The sequence below is a fragment of the Campylobacter coli LMG 9860 genome (assembly GCF_000254135.1).
Classification (GTDB): Bacteria; Campylobacterota; Campylobacteria; order Campylobacterales; family Campylobacteraceae; genus Campylobacter_D; species Campylobacter_D coli.
The window spans coordinates 20,812-41,511 of record NZ_AINS01000036.1 but is presented as its reverse complement, the minus strand read 5'-3'; the positions used below and the strand labels follow the sequence as shown (position 1 = coordinate 41,511).

General features: G+C 31.4%; 24 protein-coding genes. 22 read left to right on the top strand and 2 right to left on the bottom strand.

Annotated elements, in window-relative coordinates; translation table 11 throughout:
- Position 1 precedes the first annotated feature (1 nt).
- The 18 genes from CCO88_RS05220 to CCO88_RS05140 all read left to right on the top strand — a co-directional run bounded on the left by CCO88_RS05220 (position 2) and on the right by CCO88_RS05140 (position 16,438).
- Entirely contained in the window at positions 2 to 1,252 is a 1,251-nt protein-coding gene (locus CCO88_RS05220; RefSeq protein WP_004295569.1) for an adenylosuccinate synthase, read from the top strand.
- A complete protein-coding gene (locus CCO88_RS05215) occupies positions 1,249 to 1,677 on the top strand; it encodes a flagellar export protein FliJ (RefSeq protein WP_002779340.1) in 429 nt (142 codons plus the stop codon). The genes CCO88_RS05220 and CCO88_RS05215 overlap by 4 nt, the downstream gene beginning before the upstream one ends.
- A complete protein-coding gene (locus CCO88_RS05210) occupies positions 1,670 to 2,188 on the top strand; it encodes a MotE family protein (RefSeq protein WP_002781188.1) in 519 nt (172 codons plus the stop codon). The genes CCO88_RS05215 and CCO88_RS05210 overlap by 8 nt, the downstream gene beginning before the upstream one ends.
- Before the next feature lie 73 nt (positions 2,189 to 2,261).
- Positions 2,262 to 2,813, top strand: coding sequence for a DUF507 family protein (locus CCO88_RS05205; protein WP_002781187.1), 552 nt, complete (start codon positions 2,262 to 2,264; stop codon positions 2,811 to 2,813).
- A 3-nt stretch (positions 2,814 to 2,816) separates the two neighbouring features.
- Positions 2,817 to 3,935: a glutamine-hydrolyzing carbamoyl-phosphate synthase small subunit gene (gene carA, locus CCO88_RS05200; protein ID WP_002781186.1), complete on the top strand. Its 1,119-nt coding sequence runs from the start codon at positions 2,817 to 2,819 to the stop codon at positions 3,933 to 3,935.
- Positions 3,932 to 4,603: a sulfite exporter TauE/SafE family protein gene (locus CCO88_RS05195; protein WP_002781185.1), complete on the top strand. Its 672-nt coding sequence runs from the start codon at positions 3,932 to 3,934 to the stop codon at positions 4,601 to 4,603. Before carA ends, CCO88_RS05195 begins: the two co-directional genes overlap by 4 nt.
- Positions 4,604 to 5,818, top strand: a complete 1,215-nt coding sequence (gene bumS, locus CCO88_RS05190; protein ID WP_002810815.1) for a butyrate sensor histidiine kinase-like phosphatase BumS — start codon at positions 4,604 to 4,606, stop codon at positions 5,816 to 5,818.
- Positions 5,819 to 5,821: 3 nt separating this feature from the next.
- Positions 5,822 to 6,490 carry a butyrate response regulator transcription factor BumR gene (gene bumR, locus CCO88_RS05185; protein ID WP_002810817.1) on the top strand — a complete coding sequence of 223 codons (669 nt, stop codon included), beginning with the start codon at positions 5,822 to 5,824 and terminating at the stop codon, positions 6,488 to 6,490.
- Positions 6,491 to 6,617: 127 nt separating this feature from the next.
- Positions 6,618 to 8,084 carry a cytochrome-c oxidase, cbb3-type subunit I gene (ccoN, locus tag CCO88_RS05180; protein ID WP_002781183.1) on the top strand — a complete coding sequence of 489 codons (1,467 nt, stop codon included), beginning with the start codon at positions 6,618 to 6,620 and terminating at the stop codon, positions 8,082 to 8,084.
- Between the two features lie 12 nt (positions 8,085 to 8,096).
- Positions 8,097 to 8,762, top strand: a complete 666-nt coding sequence (ccoO, locus tag CCO88_RS05175) for a cytochrome-c oxidase, cbb3-type subunit II (protein WP_002779332.1) — start codon at positions 8,097 to 8,099, stop codon at positions 8,760 to 8,762.
- Between the two features lie 4 nt (positions 8,763 to 8,766).
- On the top strand, positions 8,767 to 9,030 hold the full coding sequence (locus tag CCO88_RS05170; RefSeq protein WP_002779331.1) for a cytochrome c oxidase, cbb3-type, CcoQ subunit: 264 nt from the start codon (positions 8,767 to 8,769) through the stop codon (positions 9,028 to 9,030).
- Entirely contained in the window at positions 9,030 to 9,893 is an 864-nt protein-coding gene (locus CCO88_RS05165) for a c-type cytochrome (protein WP_002779330.1), read from the top strand. The genes CCO88_RS05170 and CCO88_RS05165 overlap by 1 nt, the downstream gene beginning before the upstream one ends.
- Positions 9,890 to 10,114: a DUF4006 family protein gene (locus tag CCO88_RS05160; RefSeq protein WP_162829289.1), complete on the top strand. Its 225-nt coding sequence runs from the start codon at positions 9,890 to 9,892 to the stop codon at positions 10,112 to 10,114. The genes CCO88_RS05165 and CCO88_RS05160 overlap by 4 nt, the downstream gene beginning before the upstream one ends.
- Entirely contained in the window at positions 10,111 to 10,212 is a 102-nt protein-coding gene (locus tag CCO88_RS10325) for a hypothetical protein (protein ID WP_002779328.1), read from the top strand. Before CCO88_RS05160 ends, CCO88_RS10325 begins: the two co-directional genes overlap by 4 nt.
- Positions 10,209 to 10,799 carry an amidohydrolase family protein gene (locus CCO88_RS05155; RefSeq protein WP_002810820.1) on the top strand — a complete coding sequence of 197 codons (591 nt, stop codon included), beginning with the start codon at positions 10,209 to 10,211 and terminating at the stop codon, positions 10,797 to 10,799. The genes CCO88_RS10325 and CCO88_RS05155 overlap by 4 nt, the downstream gene beginning before the upstream one ends.
- Complete coding sequence (locus tag CCO88_RS05150; RefSeq protein ID WP_002785857.1) at positions 10,792 to 11,316, top strand: FixH family protein; 525 nt, start codon at positions 10,792 to 10,794, stop codon at positions 11,314 to 11,316. Before CCO88_RS05155 ends, CCO88_RS05150 begins: the two co-directional genes overlap by 8 nt.
- Positions 11,313 to 13,679, top strand: coding sequence for a PD-(D/E)XK nuclease family protein (locus tag CCO88_RS05145; RefSeq protein WP_002810822.1), 2,367 nt, complete (start codon positions 11,313 to 11,315; stop codon positions 13,677 to 13,679). The genes CCO88_RS05150 and CCO88_RS05145 overlap by 4 nt, the downstream gene beginning before the upstream one ends.
- Entirely contained in the window at positions 13,676 to 16,438 is a 2,763-nt protein-coding gene (locus CCO88_RS05140; protein ID WP_002799023.1) for a RecB-like helicase, read from the top strand. Before CCO88_RS05145 ends, CCO88_RS05140 begins: the two co-directional genes overlap by 4 nt.
- Here CCO88_RS05140 and CCO88_RS05135 read toward each other — a convergent pair.
- A complete protein-coding gene (locus CCO88_RS05135) occupies positions 16,435 to 17,079 on the bottom strand; it encodes a WG repeat-containing protein (protein ID WP_004295567.1) in 645 nt (214 codons plus the stop codon). The two genes, CCO88_RS05140 and CCO88_RS05135, sit on opposite strands and share 4 nt — an antisense overlap.
- Positions 17,080 to 17,143: 64 nt before the next feature.
- Positions 17,144 to 17,704 carry a co-chaperone DjlA gene (locus tag CCO88_RS05130; protein WP_004295565.1) on the bottom strand — a complete coding sequence of 187 codons (561 nt, stop codon included), beginning with the start codon at positions 17,702 to 17,704 and terminating at the stop codon, positions 17,144 to 17,146.
- 366 nt (positions 17,705 to 18,070) lie between these two features.
- Between CCO88_RS05130 and rplM the strand changes: the two genes are divergently transcribed.
- From rplM to CCO88_RS05110, 4 genes are all read left to right on the top strand, one after another.
- Positions 18,071 to 18,496 (top strand): 50S ribosomal protein L13, encoded by a 426-nt coding sequence (gene rplM / locus CCO88_RS05125; RefSeq protein ID WP_002781168.1) that lies wholly within the window; start codon positions 18,071 to 18,073, stop codon positions 18,494 to 18,496.
- Between the two features lie 2 nt (positions 18,497 to 18,498).
- Positions 18,499 to 18,888 (top strand): 30S ribosomal protein S9, encoded by a 390-nt coding sequence (rpsI, locus tag CCO88_RS05120; protein ID WP_002779320.1) that lies wholly within the window; start codon positions 18,499 to 18,501, stop codon positions 18,886 to 18,888.
- Positions 18,889 to 19,009: 121 nt separating this feature from the next.
- Positions 19,010 to 20,008 (top strand): fibronectin-binding outer membrane protein CadF, encoded by a 999-nt coding sequence (gene cadF / locus CCO88_RS05115; protein WP_002781166.1) that lies wholly within the window; start codon positions 19,010 to 19,012, stop codon positions 20,006 to 20,008.
- Entirely contained in the window at positions 20,008 to 20,646 is a 639-nt protein-coding gene (locus CCO88_RS05110; protein WP_002781164.1) for an HAD family hydrolase, read from the top strand. Before cadF ends, CCO88_RS05110 begins: the two co-directional genes overlap by 1 nt.
- Positions 20,647 to 20,700: the final 54 nt, after the last annotated feature.

Below are 20,700 nucleotides of genomic sequence, written 5' to 3'. Positions count from 1 at the left end.
AATGAGTAAAGCAGATATTATTGTTGGAATTCAATGGGGTGATGAAGGTAAAGGCAAAGTAGTAGATAAATTATGTGAAAATTATGACTATGTGTGTCGCAGTGCAGGGGGGCATAATGCAGGACATACCATTTGGGTAAATGGTGTAAGATACGCACTTCATCTTATGCCAAGTGGTGTTTTGCATTCAAGGTGTATTAATGTGATTGGCAATGGAGTTGTGGTATCTCCTGAAGTTTTAATCGCTGAAATGGCTCAATTTGAAAATTTAAAAGGCAGATTGTATATTAGCGATAGAGCACATTTAAATTTAAAGCACCATTCTTTGATAGATATTGCTAAAGAAAAACTCAAAGGTAAAGATGCTATAGGTACGACAGGTAAAGGTATAGGACCTTCTTATGCAGATAAAATTAACCGCACCGGACATAGAGTAGGAGAGCTTTTAGATCCTCAAAGACTTCACAATGCTTTAATGAAAGATTTTGAAGCAAATAAAAATTATTTAGAATTTTTAGGGATTGAAATTCCTGATTCAGATGAATTACTTAGTGATTTAAAACGCTTCAATGAGATTTTAACTCCGTTTATAACCGATACTACAAGAATGCTTTGGAAAGCTTTGGATGAGGATAAAAAAGTGCTTTTAGAAGGCGCTCAGGGCTCTATGCTTGATATTGATCATGGAATTTATCCTTATGTTACAAGCTCAAGTACTATTTCAGCAGGCGCTTTAACAGGACTTGGGTTAAATCCTAAAGAAGCGGGAAATATTATAGGTATTGTAAAAGCTTATACAACGCGTGTGGGAAATGGAGCTTTTCCTACTGAGGATAAGGGTGAAGATGGAGAAAAAATTGCGCAAATTGGAAAAGAAATTGGCGTAAGCACGGGACGTAAAAGACGCTGTGGATGGTTTGATGCAGTTGCTGTAAGATATACAGCAAGACTTAATGGTCTTGATGCTTTATCTTTGATGAAGCTTGATGTTTTAGATGGTTTTGAAAAGATAAAAATTTGTCGTGCTTATGAATATAAGGGCATGGAAATCGACTATATACCAAGCGATTTAGAAAATGTTCAACCTATTTATGAAGAAATAGATGGTTGGGATAAAGTTTTTGGTATAAAAGATTATGATTTATTGCCAGAAAATGCTAAAAAATATATAGCAAGACTTGAAGAGCTTGCAGGGGTTAAGGTAAAGTATATTTCTACTAGCCCTGAAAGAGATGATACTATCATCTTATGAAAAGTAAATATAATTCTGTTGTAAAGGTAAGAAAACAACAACTTGATAAAGCAGAATCAAATCTTAATCAAGCCAAACAAAGACAGCTTGAACATGAAAAAGCTTATGAACTTTCACGCCAAGAGTGTGAAAGTTTAGGCGTATTGCCAAAATCAGGATCTATAGCAGAGTTAAGATCGAATTTAAGTATGGCGCAAGTAGGACGCGAGGCTTTGGCAAGAGCTAGGGAGAAAGTAGAACTTTCTAAAAAAGAAATGAATCATTATCAGTTTTTATATCAAAAAGCACATTTAGATTATGAAAAAATGAAGGTTTTAGAAGCCGAGGAAATTAAACAAAAGCAAAAAGAACTTGCCAAGGCTGAAGAAAAATTTTTAGATGAAATTGCAATCAGTCGTTTTTTCAAAGGAGAAAAAGATGATTAAAAAATTTATATTGTTAGTTTTTATTTCAAGTGTAGTTTTTGGAGCTGAACAAGATTGTGAGCAGTATTTTGAAGCTAGAAAAGCTCAAATTGAATTGCAAACTAGAGAATTTGATGAAGCAAGGCAAGCTTTAGAAGCTTATAAAGCTTCTTTTGAAGCTTTGCAAAAAGAAAGGCTTGAAGTCTTAAATCAAAGAGAAGCTGAAGTAAATGCGACTTTAGCACAGATTGAAAGTTTAAAAGAACAAAATACAAAACTTTTAGAAGAGCAGCAAAAAATTTTAAATTCTATCAATGAAAAAACAGAAGGTAGGATTAAAGAAATTTATTCGCAAATGAAAGATACTGCAATAGCTGATGTTTTAACCCAAATGGATGCTGAAGATGCGAGTAAAATCATGCTATCTTTAGAGTCTAGAAAAATTTCAGGAGTGCTTTCTAAAATGGATCCTGCAAAAGCGAGCGAATTGACCTTATTGCTAAAAAATATGGATAATAATAAAAGCAATTAAAAATTTAATTTTTTAACATTCTTTTACCAAAAATATATTATTATTTCAAAATTATTAGTGAAAAGGCTTGAAAATGCGTATAAAATTGCCACATATACCTTATATTACAAATAAAATAATGTTAGATATTGCACATTCCTCTTTTGTTGAAATTAAAGATAATATTGAAAAGTTAAACCCTTGCATTAAACAAATTTTAGAAGATGATCTTATGAATGAAAGAAAGCTAGATGAAAGAGTTAAAGAGCTTTTAGAACAACAAGAAGATGAAATGGAGCTTATGCAAGTAGATCGTAAAAATATGTTTTGGCTTGTTAAGAAAAAATTAGCTCCTGAATTTGGTGTGATTTTAAATTCTGAAGATAGACACAATCATTTAGCGCATAGAATTTTAGAAGAACTTATAGAAAATGATTATATTAATTTTGTGGTAAGCGAAAATAGAGTGAAAAATTTAATTTTTTCTAGCATAGATGACTATCTTAAAATTTATGAAAAATTAGAAGATGAGGTTTATGAAAAAATAAGTAATTATAAAACAAAACCTATTCCAGGTAGCGAAGAATATGAGCTTATTTTTGAAAAACTTTACCAAGAAGAGCTTAGAAAAAAAGGAATGTTTTAAATTATGAAAGCTTATATTTATATAGAAAATGATATTTTTTTAACTGCTAAGGCTTTTGGCAAGGGTGGAACTTTTTTTGGCGAGCTTGTATTTAATACTTCTTTAACAGGTTATCAAGAGATAATATCTGATCCTTCATATGCAGGACAATTTATCATTTTTTCTATGCCTGAAATAGGCATTGTAGGAACCAATGAAAATGACAACGAAAGTAAAGAAATTTTTGCAAGTGGCGTTTTGATGAGAGAATTAAGCTCTACTTTTTCTAATTTTCGTGCTCAAAAAAGCTTACAAGAATACTTAGAAGAACATGGAAAAATAGGAGTTTATGGACTAGACACTCGCTATTTGGTAAAAATATTAAGAGACAGCGGAAATTTAAGAGCAGTTATCTCAACTGAAATCTCTAGCAAAGAAGAATTAAAAGCAGCTTTGGAAAAATCTGCAAAAATAGATGAGATTAATTTTGTAAAAGAAGTAAGTACTAAAAAATCCTACGCTCACAAACATGGAGTTTGGAATAATGCTACCCAAAGTTACAATAAGGCTAAAAAAAATACAAAAAAAGTTGCTGTTATTGATTATGGTGTGAAAGCAAACATTCTCAATGAGCTTGTGGAAGTGGGTTTAGAAGTAGAAGTTTTTCCTTATAATACCAAAGCAGAAGAACTTATCAAGCTTTATCAAAAAGGTCAAATTCAAGGTGTATTTCTTTCAAATGGACCAGGAGAGCCAAAAATTTTAAAACAAGAAATTGCTGAAATTAAAAAATTAGCCGAGGCTAAAATTCCTATGCTTGGAATTTGTTTAGGGCATCAGCTTTTAAGTAATGCTTTTGGATATGAAACTTATAAAATGAAATTTGGACAACACGGAGCTAATCATCCTGTGATCAACTTAGAAAACAAAAGTGTTGAAATCACTGCTCAAAACCATAATTATAATGTTCCTGAAGAGCTTTGCGAAGTAGCAATTATAACGCATAGAAATCTTTTTGGAGATAATGTCGAGGGTGTAAGGTATAAAGACTATCCTATTATTTCGGTGCAGCACCATCCTGAAAGTTCATCAGGTCCGCACGAAAGTAAATATATTTTTAAAGAATTTATGAATTTAATGTGAATTTCCTTCCTCTAAATTTTGACTTTTTGGCTATATTTAGTGTAGCCTTTTTATCGAGCTTTGGGCATTGCTATTCTATGTGTGGGGGATTTATTTTAGCTTTTATGAATTTAAATTCAACCCACAAAAATTTGTTTTTATTAACTTTTATTTATCAATTATTTAGAATTTTTTCTTATATTTTATTGGGAATAATCTTTGGGATATTTGGAAATTTATTAGCTATAAATGCCAAAATTCAAAGCTTATCCTTTTTTATACTCGGTGTGTTTATGGTAATTTTAGGTTTTTCTTTAATTTTTAGAGGTAAAATCCTTGCTTTTATCGAAAATCGCGCTTTTTTTGAGTATTTTATAAAAAAGATTATTAAAAAATCTATGGGTTTTAAGGGTGTAAAATCGGCAATGATTTTAGGTTTTGCTAATGGGTTTGTTCCTTGTGGTTTGGTGTATTTTTTTCTAGCGAATGCAATGAGTAGGCAAAATGTTACAGAAAGCATTTTGGTTATGCTAGTTTTTGGTCTTTCAACCCTTCCAGCAATGCTTTTTTTTGTCAAAATATCACAATATTTGGGTGTATTTTTGAAAAAAGTATTTAATTATTTATCTTATTTCATTATTGTAGCTTATGGAATAGGTTTAGCTTATATGGGTTTTAAGGCTTTTTAAATGGCAAATTCAGTTGCCGAGCAAGTTTTAAAAGTAATAGAAAAAAAGACAATTTTCTTTAAGATCAATTTGCAAGGTATAATTATCGATGCAAGTGAAAAATTTTGCAAGATAAGTGGTTATAGTAAAAAAGAGTTGATTGGAAAGCATCATTTTATTTTAAAACATCCTGATGTTAAAGAAAGTTATATCAATCAACTTTTAGGAAAACTTTGGCAAAAAGAAGCTTATTCGGTGGTTTTTAAAAATGTCGATAAGCTAGGCAAAACTTTTTATCTTGACGCATTTTTAATTCCTATTGTAGATAATAAGGGTGATTTAAATGAAATTATTGCTTTATCTTATGATATTAGCAATTCTTTTAAATTAAATGAAGAACTTGTATTAAATCATGCGAAATTGCGTGAAATTAGTGTAAATCTTGAAAAGACAGCTAAAGAGCGCAAGGAAGAATTTGCAAAACTAAGCAAAGATTTTGAGTATAAGCTTAAAGTTGCTTTAGAAAAAAATGAGAAAGATACAAAAAAGATTTATAAAGAAATTTTAAATTCTTCTATAGAGCAGATGATTAGCGATATTGCGCATCAGTGGAGACAACCTCTAAATGAGCTTGGTATTGCTATGTTTCAAATGAAACAAAATGTTCAAGATGAGAAGGGTTTTACCGAAATTTATCTACAATCTAAAAGTACGATAAAAAATATGTCAGAAACAATTGATATTTTTAGAACTTTATTTAAAAATAATGAAAACGAAAAAAATCATGTTTCTTTAAGAGAAATTTTAAATAAGGTAATTGGCATTGCTTTTGAAACCATAGAAAAACATCAAGTTAATACTCGAATAATCTCAAAAACAGATTATAGAGTTATAGCGCATGAGAATGGCCTAATGAGAGTTTTTTTAAATTTAATTATAAATTCCATAGAGGCATTTAAGACTCAAAAAGTAAAAAATATTATATTTAGTTTTTCCAAATTTGGAAAAAATTATATTAAAGTCAAGGTTAAGGATAATGCAGGCGGGGTTGATGAAGATATTTTAGACAAAATTTTTCAACCCTATATTACAACTAAACATCCTAGTCAAGGTATAGGAGCGGGACTTTACATCAGCAAGCAAATCGTAGAGAGTTTTGGTGGAAAAATTCAAGTTAAAAATATAAAAGATGGTGCTTGTTTTGAGATATATTTAAAGTTGCAAGAGGGGAATTAAATTATGAAAGAATTGGTTATATTGGTTGTAGAAGATGAAGTAAAAATTAGAGAATCGCTTGTTAATGTTTTATCTTCTTGTTACAGCAAGGTAATAGGTGCACAAAATGGTGATGAGGGTTTAAAGAAATTTAAAAAATTTAAGCCCGATTTGATTATTACAGATATTGCTATGCCTATCATGGATGGGCTTGATATGGCAAAAGAAATTAAAGAAATAGCAAATGATGTTCCTATTGTAGTGCTCAGTGCTTATTCGGAAAAAGAAAGATTGTTGCGTTCTATTGATATAGGTATAGATAAATATTTAATCAAACCTGTAGATGTAGATGAACTTTTTAAAGTTTTGGATTATTTAGTGGGTGAAAAGATAGAAACTAACGCGCTTGTTGATATTTCTAAAGAGTATCAATTCAATAAGACTAAAAGAATATTAATTCATAAAGGACAAGAAATTGTTTTAACCAAAAAAGAGCTTGCTTTTATTTCATTGCTTTTAAAGCAGCCTGGGGTTTTGGTATTGCATGAAGATATTAAGAAGAATGTTTGGATAGGTGAGCATGTTAGCGATACTGCGGTTAGAACTTTTATAAAAAGAGTAAGAGATAAAGTTGGAGAAAAATTTATTAAAAATGTTCCAGGTTTGGGATATAAAATCAATATAGAAAATTAGGACAAAAAATTCTTTAAAATATAAAAAATAACAAATGATTAACAAAAATATTGGCTTTAAGAAAAAATGTATAATTAATAGTCTATAATATAAACTTGTTATCTTAAAAATTTTAAGGAGAAAGTCGATGCACCCAGGTAATGCATTAAATTACGACTATACAGTTGCAAAATACTTTATGTTTGCGACTATATTGTTCGGGATTGTAGGTATGGCTATAGGAACTCTTATAGCTTTTCAAATGGCATATCCTAATCTAAACTATTTAGCAGGCGAATATGCTACTTTTTCAAGACTTAGACCGCTTCATACTTCTGGTGTGATTTTTGGTTTTATGCTTTCAGGGATTTGGGCAACTTGGTATTATATAGGACAGCGCGTTCTTAAAGTAAGTATGGCTGAATCCAAATTTCTAATGGCTATAGGCAAGCTTCATTTTTGGCTTTATATGATTACCATGATTGTAGCTGTAATTTCTTTATTTGCAGGTGTAAGTACCTCTAAAGAGTATGCTGAACTTGAGTGGCCTTTAGATATTCTTGTTGTGCTTATTTGGGTTTTATGGGGTGTAAGCATTTTTGGACTTATTGGAATTCGCCGTGAAAAAACCCTTTATATTTCTCTTTGGTATTACATAGCTACATTTTTAGGTATTGCTATGCTTTATCTTTTTAACAATATGGCAGTTCCAACTTATTTTGTTGCAGAAATGGGTAAATGGTGGCATAGTGTATCTATGTATGCAGGGACAAATGATGCTTTAGTTCAATGGTGGTATGGGCACAATGCGGTTGCTTTTGTATTTACTGTGGGTATTATTGCTCAAATTTATTATTTCTTACCAAAAGAAAGCGGTCAACCGATTTTCTCTTATAAACTTTCTTTATTTGCGTTTTGGGGCTTGATGTTTGTTTATCTTTGGGCAGGTGGACATCACTTGATTTATTCAACTGTGCCTGATTGGATGCAAACTATGGGTTCGGTTTTCTCTATCGTGCTTATCTTACCTTCTTGGGGTTCAGCGATAAATATCTTACTTACTATGAAGGGTGAATGGAGTCAACTTCGTGAAAGTCCTTTGATTAAATTTATGATTTTAGCATCAACTTTCTATATGTTCTCAACACTTGAAGGCCCAATTCTTTCAATTAAATCAGTAAATGCTCTAGCTCACTTTACAGATTGGATTCCAGGACATGTTCATGATGGAACTTTAGGTTGGGTTGGTTTTATGACTATGGCAGCACTTTATCATATGACTCCTAGAATATTTAGAAGAGAGCTTTATAGCAAATCTTTAATGGAAGCACAATTTTGGATTCAAACTACAGGTATAGTGCTTTATTTTGCTTCTATGTGGATAGCAGGTATCACTCAAGGTATGATGTGGAGAGCTACAGATGAATACGGCAACTTGCTTTACAGCTTTATTGACACTGTTGTAGCTATTATACCTTATTATTGGATTAGGGCAATTGGTGGTTTATTATATCTTATAGGATTTTTCATGTTTACTTATAATATTTATAAATCAATTGCTTGTGGAAAAGTGCTTGATAAAGAGCCAAAAAGCGCTTCGCCTATGGCTGCATAAAAAGGAGAGAAAATGTTTAGTTGGTTAGAAAAAAATCCATTCTTTTTTGCTGTCGCTGTTTTTATTGTGATTGCTTATGCTGGGATTATTGAAGTGCTGCCAAATTTTGCAGAAAATGCAAGACCTATAGAAGGAAAGAAGCCTTATACGGTTTTACAGCTTGCAGGACGCCAAATTTATATCAAAGATAGCTGTAATGCTTGTCATTCACAGCTTATTCGTCCTTTTAAATCTGAAACTGATCGTTATGGTATGTATTCTGTCAGTGGCGAATTTGCTTATGATAGACCTTTTCTTTGGGGTTCAAAAAGAACAGGTCCTGATTTAATGCGTGTTGGAAATTATAGAACTACAGACTGGCATGAAAACCATATGTGGGATCCTGTTTCAGTTGTTCCAAATTCTATTATGCCTGCTTATAAGCATATGTTTAAAAACAATGCCGACATGGAAACTGCTTATGCAGAAGCTTTAACTGTTAAAAAAGTGTTTAATGTCCCTTATGATACTGAAAATGGAACCAAGTTAGGTACTTGGGAAGAAGCACAAGCTGAAATAAAAGCCGAAGCACAAGCTATAGTTGATCAAATGAAAAACCAAGAGGTAAAAGATGCTTTTGCTAGGGGCGAGATTAAAGAAATCGTTGCTTTAATCGCTTATTTAAATAGCTTAAAGTAAAAATATGGAACATTTAGTGATTATTTGGAATGTGATTAAAAATTTGGTCACTTTGAATTTATCAGCAGTGCAAAAACATGAATGGGAAATTTTTCAAGGTTATGGATTTTTTCTATTTGTAATGTTTTTATCAATAGTATTGTATTCTTATTGGTATCATCTTTATAGGGCAGAAAAAAAAGGCGAGAGAAATTATGAAAAATATGCAAATCTCGCTTTGAGCGATGATATCGATGATAGTGTTTTAGAAAGTAAAAGGAGTGCTTGATGCAATGGTTAAATTTGCAAGATAATGTTAATTTATTATCTTTCATTGGAGCGATTCTTATTATATTGATTACTCTTGTAGTCGTTGGTAGAATGTTTAAATATATGAAAGAGAAAAAAGGTGAGGCAGAATTAAGTGAGCATAGCTGGGATGGCATAGGAGAATATAAAAATGCGATTCCAATAGGCTGGGCTGTTATATTCTTTCTTACCATAGTATGGGCAGTTTGGTATTTTTTATGGGGATATCCTTTAAATTCTTACTCAAGTATAGGTGAGTACAACGAAGAAGTTAAGGCTTACAATACTAAATTTGAAGAAAAATTCCAAAACTTATCTACTGAAGATAAGGTAGCTATGGGACAAAATATCTTTTTGGTTCAATGCTCTGCTTGTCATGGAATTACTGGTGATGGTATCAATGGAAAAGCTCAAAATTTAAATATTTGGGGTAGCGAAGAGGGTTTAATCGATGCGATTAAACATGGTGCAAAAGGTATGAATTTCCCAGGTGGAGAAATGCCTGCTGCTGCGGATTTGGGAATTGCTGAAGAAGATATTCCTGCGATTGCTGCTTATGTAGCAAAAGAGCTTTCTGCTATCAAGAAAACTTCTAATGAAAATTTGGTTGCTAAAGGAAAAGAGGCTTATGCAACTTGTGCAGCTTGCCATGGTGAAGATGGAAAAGGTCAAGATGGAATTTTCCCTGATCTTACAAAATACGGCTCAGCAGCATTTGTTGTAGATGTTTTACATAGTGGTAAAACAGGCTTTATTGGAGCTATGCCAGCATTTTCTATATTGAATGATACTCAAAAAGAAGCTGTTGGTGAGTATGTAATTTCTCTTTCAAGGGGTGAATAATGGAAAACACTAATAGATGCGTATTTTCTCTTTCAGGTGTTACGGGTATGCTGATTGCTACCGTTTTATTGCTTGCAATTTTAGTAGGTTTAACCATTTGGGGTCTTAAAGCTCAACAAGAAGTAATGCAACAGCCCTACAGCCTTAAAGATATCCAAAATGTTAAAATGCTTGGTTCAAAAGAACAAGATCATAAAAGCATAGGAGGGACAGCGCAATGAGTAAAGTTTTAGAATATTTGATTGTTATTGGCTTAGTTGTGACTGCTGCGATTACTGCATGGTCGGTTTTAACTGCAAACCATCTTCATATAGGATGAGAAAAATACTACAGGATGGCTTATTAGCCATCTTTTTATTTTTTATACCTGTGCAAATTCTTGCCCTTGAGCCTGTAGTTTTTAATGAAAATGTACTTAACCAAAAAGTTGTTGATGAGATTAATCTTATCGGTAAAGAACTTCAAGAAAAAAGCGGAATTTTTGCCGGCGTAGCAATTGGCGATAAGAGCGATTTTCAAACTTTATTAGACTTACATAAGCAACTCCCACAATCTTATGTTTTGCTTGTTTTATCTAAAAATTCTCATAAAGTCGATATCATAGGTTCTAAAGGAGCTTTAACTTTAATCGATAAAGAAGCTGTGCTTAGTCCTTATCCAGGAACAGGATCTATTTTGCCTATTTTAGCGACCAATAAAGGCGATATTTATAATGCGGCTATTTTAAATGGCTATGGAGATATGGTTGATCGTTTAGCACAAGCTAGAGGGATTGAATTGCAACACTCTATGGGCAATGCAAACCGCGATACTATCAATATTTTAAGAATTTTAATCTATGGCTTTATTTGCTTTGCGTTGTTATACTACGCTCAAAGAAGAATGAAAAGGAAGAAAAATGCTTGAAAGTAAAAAAACCTTTTGGCCTTATGGAATTTTAATTTCGATTTTTGCTATTGTGGTTGCTTGTGTGGCAACTATTATAGTGGCAAGCAATTATCCTGTATATGAGGATGATTTTTATTTTGACTCTTACCAAAATGTTGAAAATAATTATAATATTATCCAAAAACAACAAGAGCAATTTGATACCTTGTTTAAGGTTGAATTTCAAAATGATAAGATTGATTTGATTGGTAAAAGAAAGATTGCAAGTTATACAATCAGTGCAGATTCTTATCTAGCGCAATTTAAAATAACAGCCTTAAACGATCAAGCAAATATACAAAATTTAAAGAGTGAAATTTTACTTACAAGACCCCACACAAGAGAATTTGATCAAAAACTTTTAGGGCAAATTCAAGATGGAGTTTTAAGTGTATCCTTGCCTCAGCTTGAAAAAGGTAGATGGCAACTCAAAATCAAACTTAGCACAGATGATGAAATAACAGGCTTTTTTAGCTATGAATTAAATGCTCAATGATACTAAGAATATTTAGTTCCTCAAGAAAGATTAAAGAATATCAAGAAAAAGCAAAGGCCAAAAACGCTTTACTTGATTCTGCTTTTCTTGTATCAGATTTTTTAGATCGAGTATGCGTGGTAAATTCTTTTAAAGCAAGCTCTTATGAGAGCTTGCTTTTAATGCAAGAAGCTTGTTTAAAAAGTAAAGATTTAGAAAAAAAACTAGGTATTTCAGCTGAATTTTTTGCTTTTTTGAAAAATAACGAATACCTTTTTTCTTTTTTTAAAGAATTAAGTTTAGAAAAAAAAAGTATACAAGATCTTAAAAACAATGACTATTACGCAACTTATAATGAGCATTTAGAAATTTTAGACGAGGTTTATACAAATTATCTTCTTTTGCTTAAGCAACACAATTTATACGATGATTTATCCTTAGCTCAAGAATATAAACTTAATTTAGATTTTTTAAACGAATACGAAAGTATATATTATGATTTACAAGGTTTTTTAAGCAAATTTGAAGAGGATTTGTTGTGTGAGATTTCTAAAATCAAAAGCACAATCATAAGCTTTAAAACAAGCAAATTTAATCTTGAATACCTACTAGAACTTGACTTTTTAAAAGATATACACTTGGAACTTGATATGTTTTATGAAGTCAATCTTTCACAAAAAAAGATTTTAAAACAAGAAAAACTTTCAAATCCTAACACTTTAGTCAAGCTAAAGGCTTTTGAGCTTAGGTCTTTACAATGTGCTTTTGTTATGGATGAAATTTCTAATTTTGTCCGAGCAGGAATAGATCCTGAAAAGATAGCTGTTATCACTCCTGATGAAAGTTTTTGTGAGCTTTTAAAACTTTTTGATAAAAACAATATGTTAAATTTTGCTAGTGGAGTAAGCATTAAAGAAAGTTTGTTTTATCAAAAGATCAAAGCCTTATATAATGGAGCAAATTCAGACGCTTTTATCTATAAGATAGATGAGAATTATTTCGAACAAGAAAAAATGATTTTTGATTATCATAATACTTTGTTGCATTATTTAGAACTTCAATTTGAAGATTTTAGAACTCGCTTTGATCAAATTTGTGATTTGCAGTATTTTGAAAATTTAATCCACAGTTTTTTAAAAGATGAAAGTCAAGAGCTTATGAATTTGGTGCAAAAAGAGCTTTGTTTTATAAAGGACTTGCTCAAAAACAAATCCTTAAAGCTTAAAGAACTCATGCAACTTTTTTTCATGCAATTAGATCAAATAAAGCTAAGTTATGTGGGTGGTGGAAAAGTCACTGTTATGGGACTTTTAGAAAGCAGGGGACTTAGTTTTGATGGTGTTGTCATACTTGATTTTAATGAAGATTTTGTTCCTAAAAGAAGTATTAATGAGTTGTTTTTAAACAATGAAGTGCGTAAAAAAGCAGGGCTTATAAGCTATGAAAGAAGAGAGAATTTACAAAGACTTTATTATGAAAATTTGATGAAAAATGCTAAAAAACTTAGCATTAGTTTTGTGGAGAATGAAGAGCAAACTCGATCGCGTTTTTTAGATGAGCTTGATTTTAATTTTTTTGAAGAAAAAACCACACCTTCTAAAGCCTATTTAAATGCTTTAAAACTCGACTATCAAGGCGTAGAGTTAAATTTAAATCCTATAAAAGTACCTGTTTTAAAACACGATATTTTCGAAAAAGAATTATCGTTTAGTCGTTTGAATTTATTTTTATATCAAAAAAGAACTTATTTTTATCGCTATATTTTAGAATTACCTGAAGCTAGAGCCTTAAGCGATGAAAGCAAGGCTAAAAATCAAGGAAATTTTATCCATAAAATGCTCGAGCTTTATTATAAGAATTATTCTAAAAATAATTTTAACCTAAAAATTTTCAATGATTTGTTAGAGCAAGAATATCCAAAATACAGCATTAGCGAACTTGAGCTTGAAATTTTTAAATTAAAATTTATACAATTTGCCGAAAATGAAAAAGAGCATTTTAAATTAGGTTATAAGGTGATTGAGCAAGAAGAGGAACATCATAAAGCTTTAAATATCCAAAATCATACGATCAGGCTTAAGGGTATTGTTGATCGTATTGATAAGCTTGAGGATAAACATTTTATCATTGATTATAAAAGTGGAAAAGTCCCTGAAAAATCCTTTCAGCTAGCTTTTTATAAGGCTTTATGCGATGAAAATGCGGAAGCAAAATTTTATGATTTAAATCAAATGCAATTTGTTGAAGAAAAGGCCAAAAGCTTGGATGAGCTTAAAGAATGTCTAAAAGATTTGCTTGAGCAAAGAGAAGAAGAGATTGAATTTGAAAACGATAAGGATGAGTATTGCCCTTATAAAATCATCTACAAAAAGGATTTTAGATGAAATTTAAGCCTTTTTTAGCCTTAGAAGCAAGCGCAGGAAGCGGTAAAACTTTTGCCTTAAGTGTGCGTTTTGTGGCTCTTATTTTACAAGGAGCAAAAATAAATGAAATTTTAGCTCTAACTTTTACCAAAAAAGCAAGCAACGAAATGAAAAAAAGGATTATCGAAACTTTTTTAAATTTGGAAAAAGAAAGTAAAAAAAGCGAGTGTAAAGAGCTTTGTGAGCTTTTAGGGTGCGAAGAAGACGAGCTGATATTTTTAAGAGATAAGAAAAAACAAGAGTTTTTAAGACAAGAGCTTAAGATAAGCACATTTGATTCTTTTTTTAGTCGAATTTTAAGAGCCTTTGCTTTAAATTTGGGATTAAGTAGTGATTTTGATACAAGTGAAGAAAAGCTCGATGTTAGGGCTGTTTTTTTAAAATTACTCAACCGCCAAGAATTAAAAGATTTAGCTTATTATAAGGTGAGTTTAGAAGATAATCATGATTTTTTTGAAGAGCTTGAGAATTTCTATGAAAATGCGTATTTTAAAGAATGCGTAAGGATTCCTAATCCTTCAAAAGCTTCTATCAATCAAGCCTATGATGATTTAAGGGTTTATTGTTTAAGCTTAGATCATGTCAAAGGATATAAATATTTATGCACGCATTTTAAAGATGAAGTGCTTCAATTAAGCCAATTTGCAAAGTCAGATCTTTTGAATTTAACAGGTGCTCCAAAATACTTGCAAGAATTAGAAGATAGCGATGCTAAATTCAGCCAAAAAAGAAAAGCATTCATCAAAGCTTTAGATGCTTATGCTAAAGAGCTTGAAGAATATAAGATCGCAAATTTAATGAATCTTTTAAGCCATTTTAGCAAGGCTAAAGATATCATCCAAAAAGATAAAAATACTTTAAGCTTTAGCGATATTAGCCGAAGGGTGCTAGATCTTATCAGAAGTGATTTTAAAGATATGATTTATTTTCGCTTGGATGGCTATATTTCTCATTTATTAATCGATGAATTTCAAGATACTAGCGTGGTGCAGTATCAAATTTTAAGACCTTTGATCGCCGAGCTTGTTTCGGGCGAGGGCGTGAAGAAAAATAGAACCTTTTTTTATGTGGGCGATAAAAAACAAAGTATCTATCGTTTTAGAAAAGGCAAAAAAGAACTTTTTGATTTGTTGCAAACTGAATTTAAACAAATTCAAAAAGATCAACTCACGATCAATTACCGCTCTAAACAAATTTTGGTTGATTTTGTCAATAAAACCTTTCAAAGCAAGATTAAAGACTACACCCCTCAACTTTCTTTAGAAAGCAAAAAAGGTGGCTTTGTGCGTGTGATCGAGTCGCAAGAAACAAAGGTGGATAAAGATCAAGCTAAAGAAATTCAAGATAAAACCCTAGAAGCTTTGCTAGAGCAGCTTAAATTTTTAAAAAGTAAAAATATCATTTATGATGATATTTGCATTTTGTGTTGGAAAAATAACGATGCGGATATGATTTTGGATTTTTTACACGAGCAAGATATCCCAGCCTTTACTCAAAGTAATATTTTACTCGAAAATAAAGCCTGCATAAGAGTGCTTTTAGAATACGCTAAATACTGCATTTTTGGCGATAAGTTTTACTTGCATTTTTTAAAAGAAATGTTAGGTTTTGAGCCTTTGAAATTAAAGCTTGATTTGGCAAAAAGTGCTGTGCAAAATGTGCTTTATTTGATCAAAGAATTAAAACTTGATCTTAATGATATGGCTTTGATTCAGTTTATAGAATACGCTAAAAGCAAGGATGATTTTTTAAAGCTTTTGTTTGAGCCTTGCACTTTAAAAATTATGAGTGAGCAAAATAGAGGTATAAATATCATGACTGTGCACAAATCCAAGGGCTTGGAATTTGATCATGTGATTTTACTTGATAGTCTTTCAAAAAACAATCCCAACAATAAAACCATAATGCTTGAGTACGATATCGATCAAGGTTGGGAGCTTCACATAAAAGATAGCTACCGAAAAGCGACTCAAGAGAGCGAATATAAAGCTTTTATAGATAAAATCACAAAAGCAGATTACGAAGATGATATCAATAAGCTTTATGTTGCTTTTACAAGAGCAAAAGACAATCTTATCATCATCAAAAGAAATGCCTCGTTTCAAAGTGGAAATTATCCAAGTTATTTAAACACTATGCTTGATATTGAAATTCAAGAATTAGGCGAGATAGAAATTCAAACCAATGACACCCACTTACCTCAAAAAGAAAGCTTTCAAGCCTTAATGGAATTTGAAAAAATTCCTTTGCAGGATATAGAAAGAAAAGAAAATACAAGCTCGGATGAAATTTATTTTGGAAATGCTTTTCACTTTTTTATGCAGAATTTAAAGCTTCCACAAGGAGAAAATTTTGACATTCTTTGTCAGAAGGTGAGTGGTAAATTTAGACATTTTTTAAATCACGATGATTTTGAAAGGCTTTTTAAAAGGATAAAAAATTTACTTGCTAATGCCCAATTTCAAAAACTCATCGAAAATAAAAAATTGCTCAAAGAGCAAGCTTTGAGTTTTCAAGGTGAGATTAAACAGCTTGATTTGCTTGCTTTAGGCGAGGATGAAGCTATCATTATAGACTATAAAACGGGTTTGAATTTCAACAAGCATAAAGAGCAGGTTTTGCTTTATAAAGAAGCTATAGAGAAGATTTTGGCTAAGAAATCAACTCAAGCTTTTTTAGTTTATGTTTTAGAAGATAAGGTGGAGATAATAGAGATTTAATAGCCTATATCATCAAATTTAGGCTCGATTACAATTTTTCCACTTTTATCTATAAAACCGTATTTTCCATTTAACCCAACTCCTGCCAATCCTTCCCAAAAGCTCCAAATATCATCAAATTCAGGCTTTGCTATAATTTCCCCGTTTTTATCTAAGAAGCTCCACTGTCCATCGATTTTTACCCTTATTAAATCACCGCTTACAAAGATACCAGCAAAACAAGCTTTACCATCTCCATCATCGCATTTTTCTTTATAGATAGTTTGGAGCATTTTACAGTTACTTTCATCATCGTAGTGGCATTTTTCCTCAAGTTTGCTTATATAGACTCTGCTGTATTTTCCACCATAAAAATACTGATATATGCTTAGCGAAGCTATCAAAAAGAAACTCACCATGCTAATTATGATTTTGCTTTTGTGTTTTGCGATAAATTCTTTTCTTTGTTTGAGACTTTTTTCTCTTTCTTCTTGAGCTATTTTTCTTTTCTCTTCTTCTAGTCTTCTTAATTCTTCTTGTTTCCTTCTTTCTTGTTCTAGTTTTTCTTCTGCTTGCGGATCGTATAAATCACTATTTCCACACTCTTTGCAGAATTTAGCTATATCTAAATTTTTTGTATTGCAATGATTATAAATAAGCATTATGCACCCCTTGTTTCTTTGATGATTTCATAAGCTAAATTGATCTTTTTCATCATCTCTTGAGCTATTTTAAAAGTTCAGGTGGAAGTTCTTTGGAGTAGAGATTGTCATAGTGGTACTCTTTGGCTAATTTTCTATAATTTTTCTTGATAGTTTCAAAATCATCCTTAGGATGAGAATTTAAAATTTCATAAGCTTGTTCGAGAGTGATTGTAAATTTGTCTTCTTTTGGTTGTTCTTGCTGTGCTTTTTCATGAGTAAAATTATAAATTTGTTCATATTTTAGCTTTACTTCTCTAAATTTTATAAGGTTTAATCCAAGTCCTACGATGATATTTTCCATAAGAGCATTTTCATTTGCGCTCATTTTTGCATCATAATATATCAAATCAAGCAGTAAACATATGAGAAAATCGATTTCTTTCTCGTAAAATCTTGCACTAGTGCAAAGTTCATGGATGCTTCTGCCTTGATTTTTTTCATACTCAAAAATGCTTGCATAAGTATTTCTAAATCCACTGTATTCTTTAGAATAAAACATCTCTATCTTATCGAGTAAAGAAGATATAAATTTGGATAAATCTTTTGTGATGATTTTATCATCTGCTTTTGCAACTTTTGCCAAAAGCGCTACTATGATAGCGGGATTTTTACTGTAAATATAATCAAGCCTTTGTCTTGCGGGATGATTTAACCCTTTTCCACAAAATATACAAAATTTAGCATCTTCTTCAGGGTTTATCTTAAGACAATTTTTACACTGAAGATACTCTTGAACTTTAAATTTTTAAAGAAAGCAAAATAAAACCTTATTTTTAATATAATAAAAAGTAATTTTAACAAGGATATGCTTAAAATGTAATATTTTATCTGTACTAGCGAGATAAAAATAAAAAGGCTACTAAACTTTAAATATTCTTAAATTAAGTATTATTTAAGTAAAAATAATTATAATCTCATTTTCAAAAAATTTTTGGCAAAGGTAAAAATTATGACAAAGATAACAAAGCCAAACGAAGTTAAACGAGAATGGATTGTTTTAGACGCAGAAGGCAAACGCTTTGGTCGTCTTTTAACTGAAGTAGCAACGATTTTAAGAGGTAAAAATAAACCTTGCTTTACTCCTAATGTTGATTGTGGTGATTATGTGATTATCATCAATGCTTCAAAAGCTGTATTTACAGGTGCAAATAAAGCAGAAGATAAGCTTTATCACAGACATTCAGGATATTTTGGAAGCGTAAAAAGCGAAAAATTCGGACATTTACTTGAAAAAAATCCTGCAAAATTATACAAATTAGCAGTTAGAGGTATGCTTCCTAAAACAAATTTGGGTAGAGCGATGCTTAAAAAATTAAAAATTTATGCGGGTAGTGAGCACCCACACACTGCGCAAATTGCTAAAGAAGGAAAATAATCATGGCAACAACATATGCAACAGGTAAAAGAAAAACTGCTATAGCAAAAGTATGGGTAAAACCAGGTAGCGGTAAAATCAGCGTTAATGGTATCGATTTAAATACTTGGCTTGGTGGACATGAAGCGATCAAGCTTAAAGTAGTTCAGCCTTTACTTGTAACTAAGCAAGAAACTTCAATGGATATCAAAGCAACGACTTTAGGTGGTGGTTATAGTGCTCAAGCAGAAGCTTTAAGACACGGAATTTCAAGAGCTTTAGCGGCTATGGATGCTGATTTTAGAGCTTTATTGAAACCTAAAGGACTTCTTACTAGAGATAGCAGAACTGTTGAGCGTAAAAAATATGGACGCCGCAAAGCAAGAAGAAGCCCACAATTCTCTAAACGTTAATCTTTGGCGGGATTTTCCCGCTTTTTATATTTTATCTCTATTTACTATTTATTTTTTTTATATTTTATGATATAATTGAACTTCGTACTACTTAAGTGAATTTATCTATGAAAGGCTTTTGATGAGAAAGTTATTGCTATGTTTAGGGTTGTCAAGCGTTTTATTTGGTGCAGATAACAATGTAAAATTTGAAATCACTCCTACTTTGAATTACAATTATTTTGAAGGTAATTTAGATATGGATAATCGCTATGCACCAGGGATTAGACTAGGGTATCATTTTGATGATTTTTGGCTTGATCAATTAGAACTAGGTTTAGAACATTACTCGGATGTAAAATATACAAATTCTACTCTTACCACCGATATTACTAGAACTTATTTGAGTGCTATTAAAGGCATTGATTTAGGTGAGAAATTTTATTTTTATGGTTTAGCTGGTGGGGGATATGAGGATTTTTCTAAAGGCGCTTTTGATAATAAAAGTGGAGGATTTGGCCATTATGGAGCAGGTTTAAAATTTCGCCTTAGTGATTCTTTAGCTTTAAGACTTGAAACAAGAGATCAAATTTCTTTCCATGATGCAGATCATAGTTGGGTTTCAACTTTGGGCATTAGTTTTGGTTTTGGCGCTAAGCAAGAAAAAGTTGTAGTGGAGCAAACAAAAGAAGTAGTTAATAAACCTCAAGTTGTAACCCCTGCTCCAGCTCCTGTAGTCTCACAATCAAAATGTCCTGAAGAACCAAGAGAGGGTGCTTTGTTGGATGAGAATGGTTGCGAAAAAACAATTTATTTAGAGGGACATTTTGATTTTGATAAAGTAAATATCAACCCAGCCTTTGAAGAACAAATCAAAGAAATTGCTCAAATTTTAGATGAAAATGTAAGATATGATACTATTTTAGAGGGTCATACTGATAATATAGGTTCTAGATCATACAATCAAAAACTTTCAGAAAGACGCGCTAACAGCGTTGCAAAAGAGCTTGAAAAATTCGGTGTAGATAAAAGTCGTATCCAGACAGTTGGTTATGGTCAAGATAAGCCACGCTCAAGCAATGACACTAAAGAGGGTAGAGCAGATAATAGAAGAGTAGAGGCTAAATTTATTTTAAATTAATGAAAAAGACTATTTTATTTGACTTAGATGGCACTTTGATTGATTCTATTGATGCCATCTTAAATTCTTTCCAAGGAGCTTTTAAAATCCTTGGATTAACTCCAAAAAATAACGAAGAGATTAAAAATCTTATAGGCTATCCTTTAGAGCATATGTTTAAAATTCTTTACCATGAAAAAGCGCATTTGAGTCAAGAATTTGTTCTAGCTTATCGTGAAATTTATTCACAGATTTATTTAGAGCAGACTACTCTTTTGCCTAAAGCAAAAGAAGCTTTAGAATTAGCTTTTGAAATTGCGGACTTAGGTATAGTGACAACTAAGGGTGGAAAATTTACTCCCTTGTTGTTAGAGCATTTAGGAGTGAAAAAATTCTTTAAAACTTTAATAACACTTGAAGATATAACAAATCCAAAACCTCATGCAGAACCCATACTTTTAGCCTTAGAAAAAATGCAAAAAACTAAAGAAAATGCCTATATGATAGGCGATACGATCTTAGATATCCAAGCAGCAATGGCAGCAAATATTACCCCCTTAGCTTTAAGTTGTGGTTATGGAGATGAAGATGAGTTAAAACGCTATTCTATGGTATTTCCAAGTGCCTATAAATCGGTTTTATATATAAAAAATGATTAAACTAACTTCAAGTTTTTGTTAAACGCCTTTTAAGAGAATTTATAGTAAATTGGT